Below are 18,177 nucleotides of genomic sequence, written 5' to 3'. Positions count from 1 at the left end.
TATTAATTAGAAACATTTTTTTATATCTAACAAAAATAAAGAAGAAAGAAGTGATAGTTGTTGTCACTGTGGTATTCGAAATCAACAGAAGACACTGTAAAAGAGTTAAACACAAATGTAGAATCAGGTCTTAGCAGCCAAGAAGCCGAAAAACGTTTGAAAGAGTATGGGCCTAATCAATTTGAGGAACAACAAAAGACGTCCATTTGGAAAATGCTTTGGGAACAAATCAATTCAATGCTAATCTACATATTGATTGGTGCTGCTGTTGTTTCTGCCATCGTAGGAGAAATTAGCGATGCCATTATTATTTTAATTGTCATTGTATTGAACGCCGTTATCGGTATTGTACAAGAATCAAAAGCTGAAAAGGCGTTAGAAGAATTGAAAAAAATGTCCACCCCGAAAGCTGTCGTAAGAAGAGATGGCGAAGTGAAAGAAATACCTTCCGAACAAGTAGTACCTGGAGATGTTGTGATTATTGATGCTGGGCGGTTTATACCTGCCGATTTGCGGTTTGTTGAAACTGCGAACTTACAAATAGAAGAATCTGCATTAACCGGGGAATCTGTTCCTGTTAATAAAGAAGCTAATTGGCATTCTTCAGATGAAGTTCCTCTAGGCGACCAAGTGAACATGGGCTTCATGTCCACTTTATCCACATACGGTCGTGGTATTGGGGTAGTTGTTGGTACAGGCATGAAAACCGAGATTGGAAAAATTGCCAGTATGCTAGGTGGCCAAAATAAGGAGGTTACTCCTTTACAGAAAAAACTTGATGAACTAGGAAAAATATTAGGAATTGGGGCAATCCTTGTCTGTATTATCATGTTCTTCGTCGGCTATTTCCAAGGTCGTGATGTTCTTGACATGTTTTTAATTGCTGTTAGTTTAGCTGTTGCGGCTATTCCAGAAGGTTTGCTAGCTATTGTCACCATCGTTTTAGCAATTGGTGTCCAACGGATGATTAAACAAAATGCAATCGTTCGGAAATTACCAGCTGTAGAAACATTAGGTGCAGTGAGCGTAATCTGTTCTGATAAAACTGGAACGTTAACACAAAACAAAATGACTGTTACAAAAGCCTATGTTAACGGAGAATATACAACCATTAACAAATTGCAAGTAAATGAAAAAACGACAGAAGACTTTATAGTTGGGATGATGTTATGTAATGATGCAGTTATTCAAAATGACAAAACAGCTGGTGACCCTACAGAGATTGCTCTAATCCAAGCTGGAATTGATGTCGGTTTTTCAAAACAACAATTAGAATCACAATTTCCAAGAACTTTTGAAATCCCGTTTGATTCAGACCGAAAAATGATGACAACGGTTCATAAAGTGAATAATCATTATACTTCCTTTACAAAAGGTGCATTAGAAAGTTTGATGCCAAGAATTACTTCCATTATGAAAAATGGACAAGCAGTACCTTTTACAGATCGAGACAAGGAAGATATTACCGCAATATCAAACCAAATGTCAGAAGCTGCTCTTCGTGTATTAGCAGTGGCAAAAAGAGAGATTAGTTCTGAGTCTCAATTTAATGAAACGTTGGAAGATAATTTAACTTTCCTCGGTCTTGTTGGTATGATTGACCCACCAAGAGAAGAAGTGAAGGCTTCCATTAAAGAATGTAAAGATGCTGGTATTCGAACCGTTATGATTACTGGTGATCATCAAAAAACGGCTTTTGCAATCGCAAAGGAATTAGGTATTGCTGAAGATGAAGTAGAAACAATGACTGGACAACAATTAAATGAGCTTAGTGATACAGAGTTAAAAGATAAAGTAGATAAGCTACGGGTCTTTGCCCGTGTTTCTCCTGAGCATAAAGTTAGGATAGTCAAGGCATTAAAAGAAAATGGACATATTGCTTCTATGACTGGTGATGGGGTTAATGATGCGCCTTCATTAAAGCAAGCAGATGTCGGTGTAGCCATGGGGATTACTGGAACGGATGTGGCAAAAGGAGCTGCTGATATTGTCTTAACGGATGATAATTTTAAAACGATCGTTGCAGCAGTGGAAGAAGGGCGAAATATTTTCCAAAATATTAAAAAGTCAATCCTCTTCCTACTTTCCTGTAATTTAGGAGAGATTACTGCACTGTTTATCGGAATTTTGTTAGGTTGGCCTGCCCCATTAACAGCTGTACAAATTTTGTGGGTTAACTTAATTACCGACACTTTACCTGCAATTGCACTAGGTATGGATCCAGATGACCCTGAAGTAATGAAAGATAAACCACGTAATCCGAAAGAAAGTATATTTGCCCATGGTGGTGGTACCTTCTCTTTATTAAATGGAATATTAATCGGGTTTATTACACTTTTCGCTTTCATTGAAGGATTGCGCTTTTACACTGGTGCTAGTTCCATATTCTCCATTGATTACGGAAATATATCTAACGATGCACTAACCCATGCCCAAACGATGGCCTTTATTACGTTAAGTGTATCGCAGTTATTCCATTCACTAAACTTACGTAGTAGAAAAAAATCAATTTTCCAAATTGGTTTATTTACTAATAAATATTTAATTGGTGCTATTATAGTCGGGATTTTAATCCAATTAGCATTAGTATATATTCCTTTCTTGCATGACGTCTTTGGAATTCATTTGTTATCTGGAAATGACTGGTTATTCGTAATTGGTGTTTCCCTAATACCTATTATCGCAAATGAATTATTTAAAGCAGGACGAAGAATTTTTGATCATCAATAAATAAAGGATACGTTTTGGACTGGCTAGCTTACCGAAATGGTGAGATTGTCAGTCCATTTTTTCTAATTCTAACGAACGTGAAGGAGTAAATGAATAGAATAAACTTATATTTAATTGTAGTGTAAATATTTGAAACAGATATGTTCTACTTGATATAGTCATGAAAACACGAGTTATTACACCTGCCTACCTTACATTGAGATTCTCTTTTCATCAAAGTAAAGTGGAACTTTTTCCATAAAATATCGTCTAATTAAAAAGTTCTTTTCAAATAGGTTTTATTATTTTTTAGTTATCTTTGTCTGTTGAAGTAAAAAGAGCCAAAAAATGATTATTTTAAAGGAGGTAGTGACGAGTGTGGAAGAAAATTGCAAGTATTGCCCTAATCCTAATATTGGCAGCATGCAGTACGAGTGGGAAGGCAAATTTTTCCAAGGATGATTATAAGATGGTGACCGATGCAAGCAATCAATTTGCCTTTGATTTATTGGACGAATTACGTTTATTAAAAGAGGAAAACACCCTTTTTTCCCCCATTAGCGTTCATTTAGCTCTTGCGATGACTTATAACGGAGCAGCAACAGAAACGAAAGAACAAATGGCATCCGTTCTTCATATCGACCAATTACAACTAGAGGAAGTGAATCGTGCCTATGCATCATTCTTAAATAAAGTGTCAAATAAAAAAGCAAAAGTAAAATTATCCATTGGTAATTCGATCTGGCTAAAAGAAGGGTATCCTTTTGTAGATGACTTTATAAATGATACAAAGAATTATTATGATGCGACCGTGCGCGAAGTAGACATGCAAAATCCAAAAACGGCCGATGAAATAAATAAATGGGTGAGAGAAAGCACGAAGAAAAAAATCGATAAGATCATTGACGACTCAATTGACCCTAATACTGTCGCCTATTTAATTAACGCCATATACTTTAACGGCCATTGGCAAAAACCTTTCGATAAAAAAAGGACTTATGAAGATGAATTTTTCATAAATGGAACAGAAAATGTGCGTCATCCTTTTATGTTTCAAGAAGGATCCTATCGATACTTTGAATCAGATTTATTTCAAGCGATTGATTTACCATATAGCGGAAACGAAATGAGTATGATTATTCTTCTGCCAAAAGAGGGGCAACATCTCACTGACCTATATGAAAACATGTCTTTTGAAAACTGGAATAACTGGAAGACCCAATTGCACGAAATGGAAGGAACGATTAAACTCCCGAAATTTAAAATGGAATATGATGTTCAATTAAATGAGCCTTTAATGAACTTAGGGATGGAAATTGCCTTTAGCGGGGGTGCAGACTTTAGCAAAATGGTGGAAAATGGTGGGGTTTTCATTGATGAAGTGAAACATAAAAGTTTTATTGATGTTAATGAAAAAGGAACGGAAGCAGCAGCAGTTACTTCTGTAGCAGTGAAAGAGACTGCAGCGATGGATAGCTTTCAAATGATTGTAAATCGGCCATTCTTTTTTGCTATTCAAGATAACGATTCTGGCTTAATTTTATTTATGGGTGAAGTGAATAATCCAGCCGCAAAATAAAAAGCAGGGACGTCTGAAATTGGATAACTAGAATCCGATGTTCAAGATAAAAGCAAAGCAGTTTCTCCACATTGATCTTCTATCTTGCATTTTCGTATTCGGCTAATCAATTTTCGGACATCCCTTTATTTCTCATTCCAAATGATCCTTAATACTAAATTAATCTTCTTTTCCAGTTGTTGATAATGTAGATGTTTTTTGCTCTATATTTTTCCCAGATATATTTTCCAACAATTCTTTTACATCAATCCCAGACGATTCTTTTAATGTTTCTTGTAATGATGCCATTAAGTTTGTTGCATATCCAGTAATTTTATTGGCACCACCATTTGGACCGCTAGCACCAGTATCAACGACAGTAATTTTGTCAATATTTGCAAGCGGTGCAGCAACTTGCTTTGCATATTCAGGAAGCATTTTTAAGATCATGTCTAATACAGCCGCTTGACCGAAACGTTCGAAAGCTTCTGCCACTTTCTGTTTTGCTTCTGCTTCTGCCAAACCTTTTAGACGGATAATTTCTGCTTCTGCTTCCCCTTGTGCTTTTTGAGCTTCTGCTTTTGCTAACCCATCCATACGAATCCGTTCTGCTTCTGCTTTTGCCATTGCCTCGATTCGGTACTTATGGGCATCCGCTTCTGCCATTTGTTTTGCTTTTTCTGCAGCTGCCGATTGTTCTACCGAATAACGGTCCGCATCTGCTTTTTTCTTTACTTCTGAGTCGTACTGTTTCTCACGACGCAAAATTTCCTTTTCTTCTAACTCAATTTGCTTTTGTCTCTCAATAATTTTAACTTGCATCTCTTGTTCTGTTACTTCTTGTTTTGCGCGAGCTGTTTCTAAGTCGTACGCTTGGTCAGCACGTGCTTTTGCAATATCTTGCTCGCGACGATACTCGGCAATTTTTAATTGGTTTTCTTTTTCTGCCTCAGCGATTTCTGTCGCTCTTTCCAGTTCCGATCTTTTCGCTTCTTTATCCGCTTCTGCTTTACTTATTCTCGTTTCTTTATCCGCTTCTGCTTCTGCTATTTCAGCATCGCGTTTTACTTGTGCAATTCTTGGTTTACCTAGTGAATCGAGATATCCATTTTTATCACGAACATCTTTTATTGTAAAAGATACGATTGTCAAACCCATTTTAGCTAAGTCTTGTGTTGCTACTCGTTGTACTTCTTGAGAGAACTTATCACGATTTTTGTAAATCTCTTCTACAGTCATAGAGCCTAAAATGGATCGGAGGTGACCTTCCAATACTTCACGAGCTTCATTTTCAAGGTCTTGCTTTGTTTTACCTAAAAACTGTTCAGCTGCAGTTGCAATTTCACCGATAGAACTACCAACTTTAATAATGGCTGTACCATCTGCCATTACAGGAACACCTTGCTCTGTATAAACTTCAGGAGTAGAGACATCGAGTTTACTAGATAACAAGCTTAATGGCTCGGCCTTTTGAAATACAGGTAACACAAATGTTCCGCCACCACGAATAATTTTAATTTTATTGCCAGATTCGTCAATGTGGACATTTTTATTACCTAAATAACTACCAGTTACGATTAACGCTTCGTCTGGTCCTGCTGTACGGTATTTTGTAACAAATACTCCAATAAGTGCTAAAAGCAAAAATACGACTACTACAATTAATATGAGCATACCGCTGCCAAGTGGCATATACATTCCCCCTAATTGATCATTTTTTATAAAAACCTTCCATTAATGATAGGAAGTGTCTTTTCCCTAGAATTATCTAATTTTTTTCTAACGCAACGATTTAATAACTAAAGATACTTTTTTCATCGTAAGGTCGAACATACAAAACGCCATTTTTCACATCGATAATGAGGACGTCTATTCCTTCCTTTATTTCTTCATTATCAAAACCGGTCGCAGACTTTGCAATTCTCCCGCTATTACTGTCAATTATTACTTCACCGAAACCATCTTTCGGTATCGGTATAATAACTTTTCCAACCCTACCTTTTAAAGAATCTTCCCGATATACTAATGATTCTTCAGCCGATTTAAGTGGGACAAAGACAAATATATTTAGTAATATCGTTAAGATTAACGCCCCTACTGTCGCGATAATCAAAATTAATATACTGCTTAGTGAGGTAGCTAATTCTAAAATGTAGCCAGTGGCGGATAAAAAAACAAGAAATACAAAAATAAGTGCTGGATTAAAGAATGGCAGAGCTTCAAAAACTCCATCCAATAAATCCCCAAACAAAATATACAGTAATGTAAATGCACCAGCTATAATTAAAACCCATAAATACACTGTTTGAATTGGCACTCCAAACAACTCCATACACATCACCCATTTCATCTTTTTCAAAGGTAACTGTTACTTGTTCATACGAATGTTTTCGTTTGAAGGTTTCATGATTTACTAAATTAAAAACTATTTTTTCTAATCATAATTTTATAAAACATAACAAAAGGAAGCGACTATCTACGAAATTGTTCCTTTTATCACTTTGGAAAAGATTGTTTTTTGTTATGGCTGTGATAAAAATTGGTCCATTATCCATGGGGTAATGAATGCTTCGATACTAGCGGCGAGAATTAATAAAGGGATACAAACGAAAATAAATGTTTTACAAGCATTCCATAATACTTGTTTAAAAGAAAAGTTTGCATCATTAATCTTTCGATAAATACCGATTGTAACGTAAAAAGCTAATGCTCCTGATAATACGATAGCAGGAATTTCAAATATTCCATGTGGGACCACACTAGCAAACAGCGTGGATGCAACAGATTGTCCCGTCATATTAATGAAGGCTAGTACTATTCCAATTATACCACCATTAAGGACAATAATTCCGATGGAAGGTAGAAAAATAGGAATAATTCCAGTCAAAAAAATAAGCAAGCTGGCAAGACTATTATTTAAAAATAAACCATATGCCAATTGCAAACTCGTTTGATCTGGTGATAAAAGATTCTTTTCTTCAAAAAGTGTTAAAATTTCCTTCATCACAGATAATACGAGTTCTTCATTATTTTTAACTAAGTAATATACTCCGAGACTACTAAAAATAAATAATAGCAACATAATTACAAAATACTTCCAATAATAGTTTTTAAAAGAAATCCATTGTTCCTTATAAATACCTTTTACGTGTTCTTTGAAATTAGCAACTTTCATGTTTTACACCTCACATTATCATTTAGCAAACTATTATACATGGGCTGTCCTGTAAAAGATGATTTTTTAACGATAATAATATATACGATATTGTATTAGATTCGTTTCAAATTAATAGAATATTATCGTGTTGAACTAACCAATTAATCAGGCGCATTTTGGAACTTGCACCTCCCACCTAATTTTACCCGTTTTAAGCAAAATTGGAGGTGGGGGTCTTACTGACATTCAATTATTTTCTCTCTGCTGCCCAATTTCTCCCTTATTAAGAAAAAGATTTGCCTCCTCTAAATTTTTATGTTCAGCAACCGAATCGCCATGTTGATAGCGTTCCGATTGAAATGGAAATTTGGAGTTCATTTCTGTGTTTACGGAAATTTCCTCCTGCTCTGATGCATTTGTTATTAAGTGGCTTGTCTTCTTATTTTCCTTCATATAATTATAATACCATCCTTTCATTTATGCTTTCTTAAAATAATTGTTTATATATTGGCAGATAGCAATCCACGAAATGCCACAATAGTTATGATTGCCAGCACTTCATCCCTTCTTACAAAAATTCAGATGCTCCAAATGATATTTTGTATGATTAACCATCTATCTTGCGGGAATAAAATAAGGAAATACTTTTACTACTCCATAAGGTACGCAAATCAAAGCAAACTATGCAAAGGAAAAAGAGCAATTTTTCATATAAAGAGAAAAAATATGTAACGTGATGTAAAAAATTACTCCTTTCACTTTTTTGTGAAACAGAGTACAATATCTCAAGTTTGACAGTTAATTTAGCTAAAAACCTTCCGAACCCTTGATACATAGGGTTTTGGAAGGTTTTTAATTTGGTTAAAAAATGAGTACTATTTTCCTTTTTTCGTTTGCTTTAAAATTTTTTTTATATCTTTCGTTAGGACAATTTCATAATCTGTTCGAAAAGAAAATACTTCATGCAACCTATCTGTTATATCCGTTCGTTCGTAATCTGGAATATAGCCTTCCCCTGATAACTCCATCATTTTCATCTCTCGTAAAGTTTGTATAATTTCATGGCAAGTGAATTGTTCATCTACTCTTTTTTCTAATAACCGATAAATCAATAAAGCTAGAAAACAGGTGAGAAAATGTGCCTCTATCCTGCAGTCTTTTTTCACATAAACCGGTCTAGATTTTAATTCGCTTTTCATGACACGAAATGTTTCTTCGATTTCCCAACGTTTATGATTTATGCGTATTAACTCTTTTGGATCAGATTCAAGATTTGTACAAATCCCATAAAAACCATCGTATTGTGCTTCCTTTTGGATTGCTGCTTCATCTATTGAAAAATGTGTTTTTTCAGCAATTTCACCATCTTTTGTCGCATGAATTGCTGTTATAAAACGTGCTGGATCGTTTGCTCTTTTCTTTTTTAAAGTCGATGGCTTGTCAATCTTTTTTAACGCTCGATTAATCTGCCGTTCACGAATGGTTTGTTGATAATGTTTATACTTGGGTGAAAAAGTGACAAGTAATCGTTGCTCTATTTCACCTTCTTTAATCCAGCGTTCTTTAAAATAGGTATTTTTGTTGTTTGGGCTATCATCAATATCTGAAAGGTTAATCCCTTTATCACCTGCGGTGATGTGCCATCCTTCTGGATCTAGTACCCACTCTTTTAAATGTTTTTTAAGCTTTTTTATGGATTGAGTCGTTATAAATCCTCGATTTCCTAGCGTATTATATATACGGTTTTTTTCAGACGATAAACCGGCATCTGTACAAACAATTATTTCCGATAATTCAAAATCCTTTAGAATTCTCTTTTCCAGCGGTTTCAGAGAACCCTGTTCATTTTCATTACCTGGAAAGATAGAAAAGGCGAGGGGGAGGCCAGAGGCATCCATGAATAGTCCCATTTGAACAATTGGATTCGGGCGGTTTTCTTTTGAGATGCCATTTCGTTTATATCCTTCCTCTTCTTCGATTTCAAAATAATAATTAGTACAGTCATAATACAAAATCTTCGAATGACGATCTACTAACTTTAAGCTGTTTTTATATGCGACTTGCTGAATGAAATCTGTTTCTTTATGTAGTATATCTAGTGCACGATACATTTGATGTGGCTCACAATGAATCCCTTCTAATAAAGATTTTGCTTGCTCAAATGAGTTCTTTTTAGAAGTAGGGTGGAGAACTCGCATATAAATTAATTTGGATAATATCTCATTTAAATCAAATTGGAATTTGTATTTTTCTTGAATCCCTTTTATTGCCTGTGATAAACCTAGCTGATAATAAATTGATTGTAAAAACAAATAACCAACATTATAGGATCGACGTTGATTCTTATTAATCAATTTCCGAGGATGATACTTTGCTATAATTGGGGCCTGTTCCTTTTTCTTTTCCTCAGTTAGCTTTTTTGCATAAGCACGTGCCCATTCCTCTGGATCTACACCGGGGTGCTTTGCACGAATCTCATCTTCATTACCTAAAGCTTCGACCACTTTGGTGGTTGATTTTCCATTTATGTCACGAACATTTTCAATTACTGAATAAGAAACTGAATTTTTTGAGACACTCTTTTTAATACGCATAGTTGATTCCCCGATTCATTGTAGTTAACTATATTTTATCATAGTACTAAATAGTACTCAATAATTAAACAAGAAAATTGACAAAAAAAATAAGCCATGTCAGGGCTTAAGCACACTTTTTAAAATTATCAACTGTCAAACTCCCGATAGCAATCCACGAAATGCCACAATAGTTATGATTGCCAGCACTTCATCCCTTCTTACAAAAATTCAGATGCTCCAAATGATATTTTGTATGATTAACCATCTATCTTGCGGGAATAAAATAAGGAAATACTTTTACTACTCCATAAGGTACGCAAATCAAAGCAAACTATGCAAAGGAAAAAGAGCAATTTTTCATATAAAGAGAAAAAATATGTAACGTGATGTAAAAAATTACTCCTTTCACTTTTTTGTGAAACAGAGTACAATATAGTTTATATGAAAACTTTTAGTAAAGAGGGAAGCCAAATTGACAGCGCAGACAAAACAAACAAATCCAATAAATAAATATCAAGAACAAACTTTGTTTTCGATCACATGGCCATTGTTTATCGAATTATCTTTACATATGGCACTTGGAATTATTGCCACTTTCATGCTCAGCCACTATTCTGACAATGCCGCAGCTGGCGTAGGGGTAGCAAATCAATTGTTAAGTATCTTTATTTTAGTCTTTAATATTACAAGTGTCGGTGCAACGATATTGATTGGACAAAATCTTGGTGCCAATCGGTTTAAACAAGCTAGAAGGTTAGCGAGATCGGCATTTGGCTTCAACTTTTGGATAGGTATTATAATGGCTACCGTCGCCTTCTTATTTGGCGAACAATTGTTAGCTTTTTATGGACTTGATGAGAACGTCCATCATTATGCTCTAACATTTTTAAAAATTACTGGTATCTCGTTATTTTTAGAGTCCGTTGCCTTAGTTTTCAGCGCTGTTTTAAGAAGTCATGGTCACACGAAAGAAACGATGATTGTAACAGTTTTCATGAATTTAATTAGTGTCGGCGGAAACATTATTGCAATTAAAGGCCTGTTCGGATTTCCAATAACTGGTGTTGTTGGCGTATCGTGGGCTATAGTAATTGCAAGGGTTTTTGTTGTTATTGCTTTATACTTTTTACTTATTAAAAAACTATCGATTATTTTAAATCTAAAAGATATCTTCCATCTTCATAAGAAAGATATTAAAGATTTGCTAGAAATTGGGATTCCATCAGCAGGAGAAAATATGTCCTATCAATTTTCTCAAATTGTTATGACTGGTTTTGTAGCCTCATTAGGCGCAGCATCCCTGGCAGCCCGTGTATATATTTTAAATATTTCCATGCTTTGCTACCTATTTACTTTGGCAATTGCACAAGGAACACAGCTTCTCGTTGCCAGATATATCGGAGGCAGACAATATGATCGTGCACTGAAACGTGGGATAACTACATTGAAGATTGCGATGCTTGCCTCTTTCGCTACTTCATTATTAATAGCTTTAATTGGAGAACCGCTTCTAAGAGTGTTTACCGATAATCCAGAAATTATTGCTGTCGGAGTTCCCGTACTTTGGGCAGTAGCGTTTATTGAACCTGGACGTGCAATGAATATTGTGTTAATGGGTTCTTTAAAATCAGCTGGTGATGTCCGTTTCCCAGTAGTCATTGGAATTATTTGTATGTGGGGTATTGCAGTATTATTCAGCTACTTGTTCGGGATTATGTGGGGCTTAGGATTGTTAGGTGTGTGGATTGCCCAAGGGATGGATGAATGGGTTCGAGGTTTCTTCGCAATGAAACGCTGGTATTCAAAACCTTGGGAAAGAAAAGTATTACTGCACGAGGAAAAAGCAAATATTTAATTTCTAATTATTAGGCTATGTTAAGGTTTATTGTTGACTTTTAGAGATCTGTTGATTCTAGTGTAAGGCGGCGACTACTATAAACCTTATTGATTAGATGTATGTAACTACTAAAATGAATATATATTTGTTATAATTCCCGAAAGTATGATAAATAGATTCTTTAAGAAAGAGGGCCGTATATGAAACAAACAATTGGTTTTATCGGATGCGGAAATATCGCCAAGTCAATGTTAGGAGGAATTATTAAATCTGGATTAGTGGAGAAAAATCAAGTAATCGTATCGAACCGATCTACACCTAGTCTAATTGAAGTTCAAAATAAATATGGAGTGACAATTGCCCAGTCTAACGCAGAAGTAGCCGAAAAAGCTCATATCGTTTTTCTTACAGTAACATCGGATATGTATGAAACAGTCATCCGGGAAATTAAAGAAATTATCCCTGCTGAAACAATATTAATCATTGTTGCTGCGGGTGAGTCCATCCAAAAATGTGAAAGACGATTTAACCGTCCCGTTAAAATAGTAAAAGCCATGCCAAATACCCCATCACTTGTAAATGAAGGAATTACTGGTATTGCTGCTAATAATAACTTAACTGATGATGATAAAGAAATTATTCGAAGCTTATTTGCCTGTTTTGGCCGTGTTGAGTTTGTCGACGAAGGGTTAATGGATGTTGTCACAGCTGTTGGTGGTTCTTCCCCTGCATTTACTTATATGTTTATCGAGGCGCTAGCAGATGGTGCAGTCATGTTTGGAATGCCTCGCAGTCAAGCATATGTTTTTGCCGCTCAAGCTGTTCTCGGTGCTGCCAAAATGATGTTGGAGACGAATTTACATCCTGCTGCATTGAAAGATAGTGTCTGTTCGCCAGGGGGTACTACTATTGAATCTGTCGCACGTTTAGAAGAAAGGGGACTTCGCTCAGCGGTCATTGAAGCAGTAAAGGTGAATTTAGAAAAAGCAAAGCAGATTCACGGATAATTGATGGAGATCTTTTTTTATTTAAAACACCCACTGTCACGCGGGCAGCGGGTGTTAATTACATTTACTCAAGTTGTAACGTTCCGTTTTTCCTGACCTTGACCGATTAAAATTGTTAGACTGATTAACGTAACTAAAATAGTCGCTCCCATGTCCGATAATATAGCAATCCATAATGTAAGCCATCCTGGTATTGCCAACAGTAATGCGATAATTTTTAACCCTAAAGCTAAGCTAATATTAAAGGCGATAATTTTGTTCACTCTTTTTGATAATCGGATTGCTTCGGGTAATTTACCTAAGTGATCTTGCATGAGAACGATATCGGCTGTTTCAATAGCACTATCTGTCCCTTTTCCCATTGCAATTCCTAAATCCGCTGTTGCTAGTGCAGGTGCGTCATTAATTCCGTCCCCAACCATTGCTACATGCTTAGTTTTTGTTAATTCTTTAATTTTTGTTACCTTCTCTTCAGGTAATAAATTACTGTAGTAGGTCGTTACGCCGACTTCTGCTGCCACTTTTTCTGCCGTTTTTTGATGATCACCAGTTAACATCACTGTTTGCTTTATCCCAACATCATAAAGGTTTTTTATTACTTGTTGACTTTCTTCGCGAATTTCATCTGCTATACCGAATATACCGAGTACTTTTTCTTTATCTGCAACGATAACAATGGTATAACCCTTTTCTTTTAAAAGGTGAATATCGTTTTGAATTTTGTCCGTAAAGTTAATATGACCAATGTTACTTTCATTCCCTGCCCAATACTTTTGCCCGTTTATCACACCAACAATTCCTTGTCCACTGTTCGTTTGTAATTGTTCTGGATCGGTTATTGGTACTGATTCAGCCATAATTTTTTTCATAATAGCCTTAGCAATGGGATGGGAGGACGATTTTTCCAATGAGCCGGCTATCGACAAAAACAGTTCATCATATTGTTTTACTTCTAACACATGTGGTTCTCCTTTTGTTAATGTCCCAGTTTTATCAAAAGCAATTGTTTCAATTTTACCTAACTGTTCTAAGAACACTCCGCCTTTTACTAAAATTCCATTTCTCGCATTCCGCGTAATTCCGGAAACTAAGGCGATTGGTGAGGATAAAATAAGTGCACACGGACAGCCAACAATTAAAACAGCTAACCCTTGATAAAACCAAACTCCCCATTCACTGTTAAACAATAACGGTGGCACTGTCATCACTAAAATTGCGATAACGATAATTAACGGAGTATAGTATTTGGCAAAGCGATCAATAAATAGCTCTTTTGGCGTCTTTGTCTCTTGAGCGTCTTCCACTAAATGTAATATTTTTGCTAAAGAAGAGTCTTCGTATGCTTTCGTAATTTCTACTTTTAGCAAGCCTTCATTATTAATACTGCCTCCAAGAACTGTATCATTGACCTTTTTTTCAACAGGTAAAGACTCGCCAGTGATTGCCGCTTCATTGACCGAACTCCTTCCGTCCAGGATAACACCGTCGGAAGGAATTTTTTCACCTGATCGCACTAAAACAATTTGTCCCTTTTGCAAAGAGCCAACTGGAACGATTTTTTCTAAGCCATTATCCAGTATGGTTGCTTCTTTTGGCGCTACCTTTAACAGCTCTTCCATTGACTTACGTGCCTTTTCCATTCCGAGTCCTTCTAAATACTCATTTAACCCGAATAAAATCGCTACTAAAGTTCCTTCTTTCCATTCACCGATACTAAAAGCACCAATTAAGGCAATCGTCATTAACGTATCAATATTAAATTTGAATTGCGTTAAATTTTTCAAACCCTTCAAGAAAGTCGTATAACCACTTATTGCTGTAGCAAACAAAAAGCTACCAATCGCTATACTCGGTGGGAGATTGTTTTCAAAGATTATCGTTAGTATAAATACCGTTGTTGCTAAGGATAATAGCACTTTTAACTTTTGATTGGTATGTTCATGTACATGGTCATGCCCATGACTATGATTATGACTTTCCGTCCTAGTTAGCCTATTTGGATCCCCGTTATCTGTCTTATTTACAATAAAAGCACCGTCTGAAGCTAAAATTTTTTCTACTTTTTTCATATTGACCTGTTCGTCGACAATTAATTTCCCACTATTATAAAGAACTTTCGCATTTTGCCCATTTTCTAATTTTTGAATGGCTTCTTGTAATTCTCTCGCACAGTTTGCACAAGACAACCCTTTTAACTTATACTCTGCCAAAACTATCACCTCGTGTTAGCGTTTTTACACGTACCTTATTATTAGCCATGACTAAATTCTCATATACTTAATGATGTCTTGCATGATCAATCGTCTGTTCTAAAATAGTCATCACATGTTCATCATCATGGGAATAAAAGATCGTTGTTCCTTCCCGTCGATATTTAACTAAACGTAAATTTTTTAAAAATCGCAGTTGATGTGAGACCGTCGTTTGCAACATACCTAATCTTTCTGCAATTTCGTTTACGGAATGTTCCCGTTCAGACAAAAGATGAAGTATTTTTATCCGAGTTGGTTCGGAAAGTGCTTTAAAAGTTTGCGAGACAATAAATAACGTTTCTTCATCTAAAAAGTCATTTCCCTTACTCATTTCCTACATCCTTTCACGAATGGTACTTTATTGTATGTCAATACATGAATATATGTTCATATTATAAACCTATAATAAGCCTAATTTATAAAAGTGTCAAACAAATGAAAAATCGTTTTCATTAGTTAGAAATGGCTTTATCGATGTATTTTTTGCATAAAAAAGACAGCTTTTTAAGCTGTCCTGACTAGTTTTCTATTGTATTGGATGGAATGAATGACCAACTGAACGACGATCTTAGGAATATATCACCCTAAAATATACTTCGCTTCAGTGATAAACGAGTGAATCTCTAAAGAGTCATTTGCACTAGTTTTCACCGTTTCTTTTTCCAACTGAAGCGAACATATATTTAGTGGCTAATTGTAAGCATCTTTTTTAAAAATGTTTTTTGTCTTTCACACCACAGCCAAATTATCTTCGCTTTTTCAATGCATATCCTGACAAGAAAGAAAGAAAGGCATGAGTTCCTGCCTTTACTGTTGGTTGTTGCCGATAATCTCGGAGTGGGTCTAGGCAAACGATATCCATTGCTTTTACCTTTTCATTCATTCCCGCAATCGTTAATGCTTCAAATAATTCAAAAGTTGTCAATCCTCCTGGAGTAGAAACAGGAACACCTGGTGCAACGGCAATATCTAGTACATCCATATCACAAGTTACATAAATGACGTCGACTTCTTCTGTTAACTTTCTTAACGCTTCAGCTATGACAGTTTCGATGCCTTTTTTGCGCACTTCTTTTAAAGTAATAATATTTACTTCGTGTTCATCGGCAAATTTGACTAGCGCCTTTGTGTTAAAGAAACCGTGTGGGCCAATGTTATATACATGCTTTCCTTCAATTATCCTTTGTTCAATTAGATTACGAATTGGCGTACCGTTTGATGGACCGTTATCTGTTAAGTCACGGAGATCAAGATGTGTATCTAATTGTAGGATGCCGATTTTTTTGTCCCGATAAACTTGGTGAATTCCTTTTACTAACATGGCGGTAATGGAATGGTCACCACCGATTGAAATGGTAAGCGAATTTGGATAAAGTTGCTGAATACCGGCCATAGCACTTGAAATATTATTATGGCATCGGGCAATATCAGTGACATGCATTTTCACATCGCCTAAGTCACAAACATTCAGCTTTCCTAAGTCCAGTCGTAAATCTAAGTTGTATGTAGTAAATTTCGGCCAAGTTTTTCGGAATGCATTTGGGAACTCTGATGCCCCGCTTGCACTAATAGATGATCGGGAAAGTGGGACACCGAGAATAACTGCATCCCAAAGTCCACGAACTTCTTCACGGTATGGTTGAATCCATTCGTGAACTTTCATCTCATCCATGGACGGATTATTTGAAACTTGCCAGTGAAATGCCGGTTGGGTAATCGGCAAATCACTAAACTTTATTGACATAAACTCCCCGCCTTTACAACAATAATCCCATTTTTAATTACCGTATCCGTATGGTTCATTCCGTAATGATAATTGAGCTGCTTATAATTTGGTATATCTAATATCACTATATCCCCTTTTTTCCCTACTTCTAAACTACCAATCTCTTTCCCACGATTAATTGCATGGGCTGCATTAATGGTTGCTGCTGTAATAGCTTCTTCTACAGTTAAACCCATATGCATAGATGCTAAATTCATAATAAATGGCAGCGAACAAGTAGGAGATGATCCGGGATTACAATCCGTCGATAAAGCTACAGGCACACCAGCATCAATCATTTTTCTGCCATTTGCCGCTTCTGTCATTAAAAAGAAAGCTGTTCCAGGCAGTAAGACAGCAATTACACCTTTTTCCGCCATCATTTGGATCCCCTGATCTGATGCTTTTAAAAGATGATCCGCAGAAATTGCCCCTACCTCTGCTGCTAATTCTGCACCACCATAGGAAACAATTTCATCTGCGTGTATTTTCGGAATTAAACCGAATTCCTTTCCTGCTAATAAAACTCGTTTTGATTGTTCTGGGGTAAAAACACCTTCTTCACAAAATACGTCATTAAATTCCGCTAAATGATCAGCAGCCACTTTCGGCAACATTTCATTTATGATTTTTGATACGAATATATCTGGATTGTTTTTATATGCTTGCGGAATTGCATGGGCACCCATAAATGTGCTTACAATATCCATCGGATGATCTTCGTGCAACTTTTTTGCAACCGTTAATTGTTTTCTTTCAGTTTCCCAGTCTAAGCCGTATCCACTTTTCGCCTCAACAGTCGTTACACCATGCAATAAAAATTTGTTTAGCCGATTTTTACTTTCTTCATACAATTGTTCTTCCGTAGCAGCACGGGTTTTAGATGTGGTTGCATGAATTCCTCCACCACTATTCATTATTTCCATATACGTCGCCCCATTTAATCGCATATGAAATTCAGCTTCTCGACTTCCTGCATAGACGAGGTGAGTATGAGGATCGACCAAACCTGGCATTACTACTTTTCCTGTTGCATCTATTACTTCTGCCTCTTGAATGCGATCTTCATATTTTTGAGTAAGTTCATGGTCGGAGCTAACCGCCTGAATAATACCATTTTCTATCCAAACACTACCATTATGAATAACTTTTAAATCATTCATTTTTTCTTTTTTTAACGGGGTGGATGAGCTATCTTTTAATGTAATTACTTCATTGGCATTTCTTATATATAAAGGTTTTGTTTGTTTTTTTTGCATTTTTTCACCTCAAGATAAAACTATTTTTACGAAAAAGGTATTAACCGTTAGCATGGG

The 18,177-nt window shown here is 35.9% G+C and carries 13 protein-coding genes; 4 read left to right on the top strand and 9 right to left on the bottom strand.

All coding sequences use genetic code 11. The features are described from left to right. The first annotated feature begins 60 nt into the window (after positions 1-60). Positions 61-2,730 (top strand): calcium-translocating P-type ATPase, PMCA-type, encoded by a 2,670-nt coding sequence (locus tag BN1242_RS06205; RefSeq protein ID WP_062352899.1) that lies wholly within the window; start codon positions 61-63, stop codon positions 2,728-2,730. Positions 2,731-3,085: 355 nt separating this feature from the next. Further along, positions 3,086-4,288, top strand: coding sequence for a serpin family protein (locus BN1242_RS06200; RefSeq protein ID WP_062352896.1), 1,203 nt, complete (start codon positions 3,086-3,088; stop codon positions 4,286-4,288). Positions 4,289-4,447: 159 nt separating this feature from the next. Here BN1242_RS06200 and BN1242_RS06195 read toward each other — a convergent pair whose 3' ends face one another. The 5 genes from BN1242_RS06195 to BN1242_RS06175 form a co-directional block, all read right to left on the bottom strand. Next, on the bottom strand, positions 4,448-5,941 hold the full coding sequence (locus BN1242_RS06195) for an SPFH domain-containing protein (RefSeq protein WP_420806011.1): 1,494 nt from the start codon (positions 5,939-5,941) through the stop codon (positions 4,448-4,450). Between the two features lie 118 nt (positions 5,942-6,059). Next, on the bottom strand, positions 6,060-6,599 hold the full coding sequence (locus BN1242_RS06190) for an NfeD family membrane protein (RefSeq protein WP_087941730.1): 540 nt from the start codon (positions 6,597-6,599) through the stop codon (positions 6,060-6,062). Between the two features lie 189 nt (positions 6,600-6,788). Next, on the bottom strand, positions 6,789-7,442 hold the full coding sequence (locus tag BN1242_RS06185) for a stage II sporulation protein M (protein ID WP_062352887.1): 654 nt from the start codon (positions 7,440-7,442) through the stop codon (positions 6,789-6,791). Positions 7,443-7,670: 228 nt separating this feature from the next. Then, the gene (locus BN1242_RS06180; protein WP_158661050.1) at positions 7,671-7,901 is read right to left on the bottom strand and encodes a hypothetical protein; all 231 of its coding nucleotides are present in this window, start codon (positions 7,899-7,901) and stop codon (positions 7,671-7,673) included. A gap of 398 nt (positions 7,902-8,299) precedes the next feature. Continuing rightward, the gene (locus tag BN1242_RS06175; protein ID WP_062352880.1) at positions 8,300-10,018 is read right to left on the bottom strand and encodes an IS1634 family transposase; all 1,719 of its coding nucleotides are present in this window, start codon (positions 10,016-10,018) and stop codon (positions 8,300-8,302) included. Positions 10,019-10,472: 454 nt separating this feature from the next. On the opposite strand from BN1242_RS06175, the gene BN1242_RS06170 reads away from it, so the two are divergent. Continuing rightward, positions 10,473-11,855: an MATE family efflux transporter gene (locus BN1242_RS06170; protein ID WP_238985094.1), complete on the top strand. Its 1,383-nt coding sequence runs from the start codon at positions 10,473-10,475 to the stop codon at positions 11,853-11,855. 182 nt (positions 11,856-12,037) lie between these two features. Beyond that, positions 12,038-12,844 carry a pyrroline-5-carboxylate reductase gene (gene proC, locus BN1242_RS06165; RefSeq protein ID WP_062352877.1) on the top strand — a complete coding sequence of 269 codons (807 nt, stop codon included), beginning with the start codon at positions 12,038-12,040 and terminating at the stop codon, positions 12,842-12,844. Positions 12,845-12,912: 68 nt separating this feature from the next. Here the strand turns inward: proC and BN1242_RS06160 are convergent, their stop codons facing one another. From BN1242_RS06160 to hutI, 4 genes are all read right to left on the bottom strand, one after another. Beyond that, a complete protein-coding gene (locus BN1242_RS06160; RefSeq protein WP_062352874.1) occupies positions 12,913-15,054 on the bottom strand; it encodes a heavy metal translocating P-type ATPase in 2,142 nt (713 codons plus the stop codon). Positions 15,055-15,121: 67 nt separating this feature from the next. Further along, positions 15,122-15,427, bottom strand: coding sequence for an ArsR/SmtB family transcription factor (locus BN1242_RS06155; RefSeq protein ID WP_062352871.1), 306 nt, complete (start codon positions 15,425-15,427; stop codon positions 15,122-15,124). 414 nt (positions 15,428-15,841) lie between these two features. Continuing rightward, positions 15,842-16,840 carry an agmatinase family protein gene (locus BN1242_RS06150; RefSeq protein ID WP_062352868.1) on the bottom strand — a complete coding sequence of 333 codons (999 nt, stop codon included), beginning with the start codon at positions 16,838-16,840 and terminating at the stop codon, positions 15,842-15,844. Next, positions 16,831-18,120 carry an imidazolonepropionase gene (gene hutI / locus BN1242_RS06145; RefSeq protein ID WP_062352865.1) on the bottom strand — a complete coding sequence of 430 codons (1,290 nt, stop codon included), beginning with the start codon at positions 18,118-18,120 and terminating at the stop codon, positions 16,831-16,833. The genes BN1242_RS06150 and hutI overlap by 10 nt, the downstream gene beginning before the upstream one ends. Between the last annotated feature and the right edge of the window lie 57 nt (positions 18,121-18,177).

It is taken from the genome of Bacillus kwashiorkori (genome assembly GCF_001375515.1).
Taxonomy (GTDB): Bacteria; Bacillota; Bacilli; order Bacillales; family Caldibacillaceae; genus Bacillus_BK; species Bacillus_BK kwashiorkori.
Note: the sequence above shows the minus strand (reverse complement) of the source record. Positions and strands in the feature narration are given on the sequence as shown.

Bases quoted from the DNA above. Each gene is read 5' to 3' on its own strand.
- BN1242_RS06190 (WP_087941730.1), bottom strand. From the start codon at position 6,599: ATGGAGTTGTTTGGAGTGCCAATTCAAACAGTGTATTTATGGGTTTTA.
- BN1242_RS06185 (WP_062352887.1), bottom strand. From the start codon at position 7,442: ATGAAAGTTGCTAATTTCAAAGAACACGTAAAAGGTATTTATAAGGAA.
- BN1242_RS06155 (WP_062352871.1), bottom strand. From the start codon at position 15,427: ATGAGTAAGGGAAATGACTTTTTAGATGAAGAAACGTTATTTATTGTC.
- proC (WP_062352877.1), top strand. From the start codon at position 12,038: ATGAAACAAACAATTGGTTTTATCGGATGCGGAAATATCGCCAAGTCA.
- BN1242_RS06195 (WP_420806011.1), bottom strand. From the start codon at position 5,941: ATGCTCATATTAATTGTAGTAGTCGTATTTTTGCTTTTAGCACTTATT.
- BN1242_RS06175 (WP_062352880.1), bottom strand. From the start codon at position 10,018: ATGCGTATTAAAAAGAGTGTCTCAAAAAATTCAGTTTCTTATTCAGTA.
- hutI (WP_062352865.1), bottom strand. From the start codon at position 18,120: ATGCAAAAAAAACAAACAAAACCTTTATATATAAGAAATGCCAATGAA.
- BN1242_RS06180 (WP_158661050.1), bottom strand. From the start codon at position 7,901: ATGAAAGGATGGTATTATAATTATATGAAGGAAAATAAGAAGACAAGC.
- BN1242_RS06150 (WP_062352868.1), bottom strand. From the start codon at position 16,840: ATGTCAATAAAGTTTAGTGATTTGCCGATTACCCAACCGGCATTTCAC.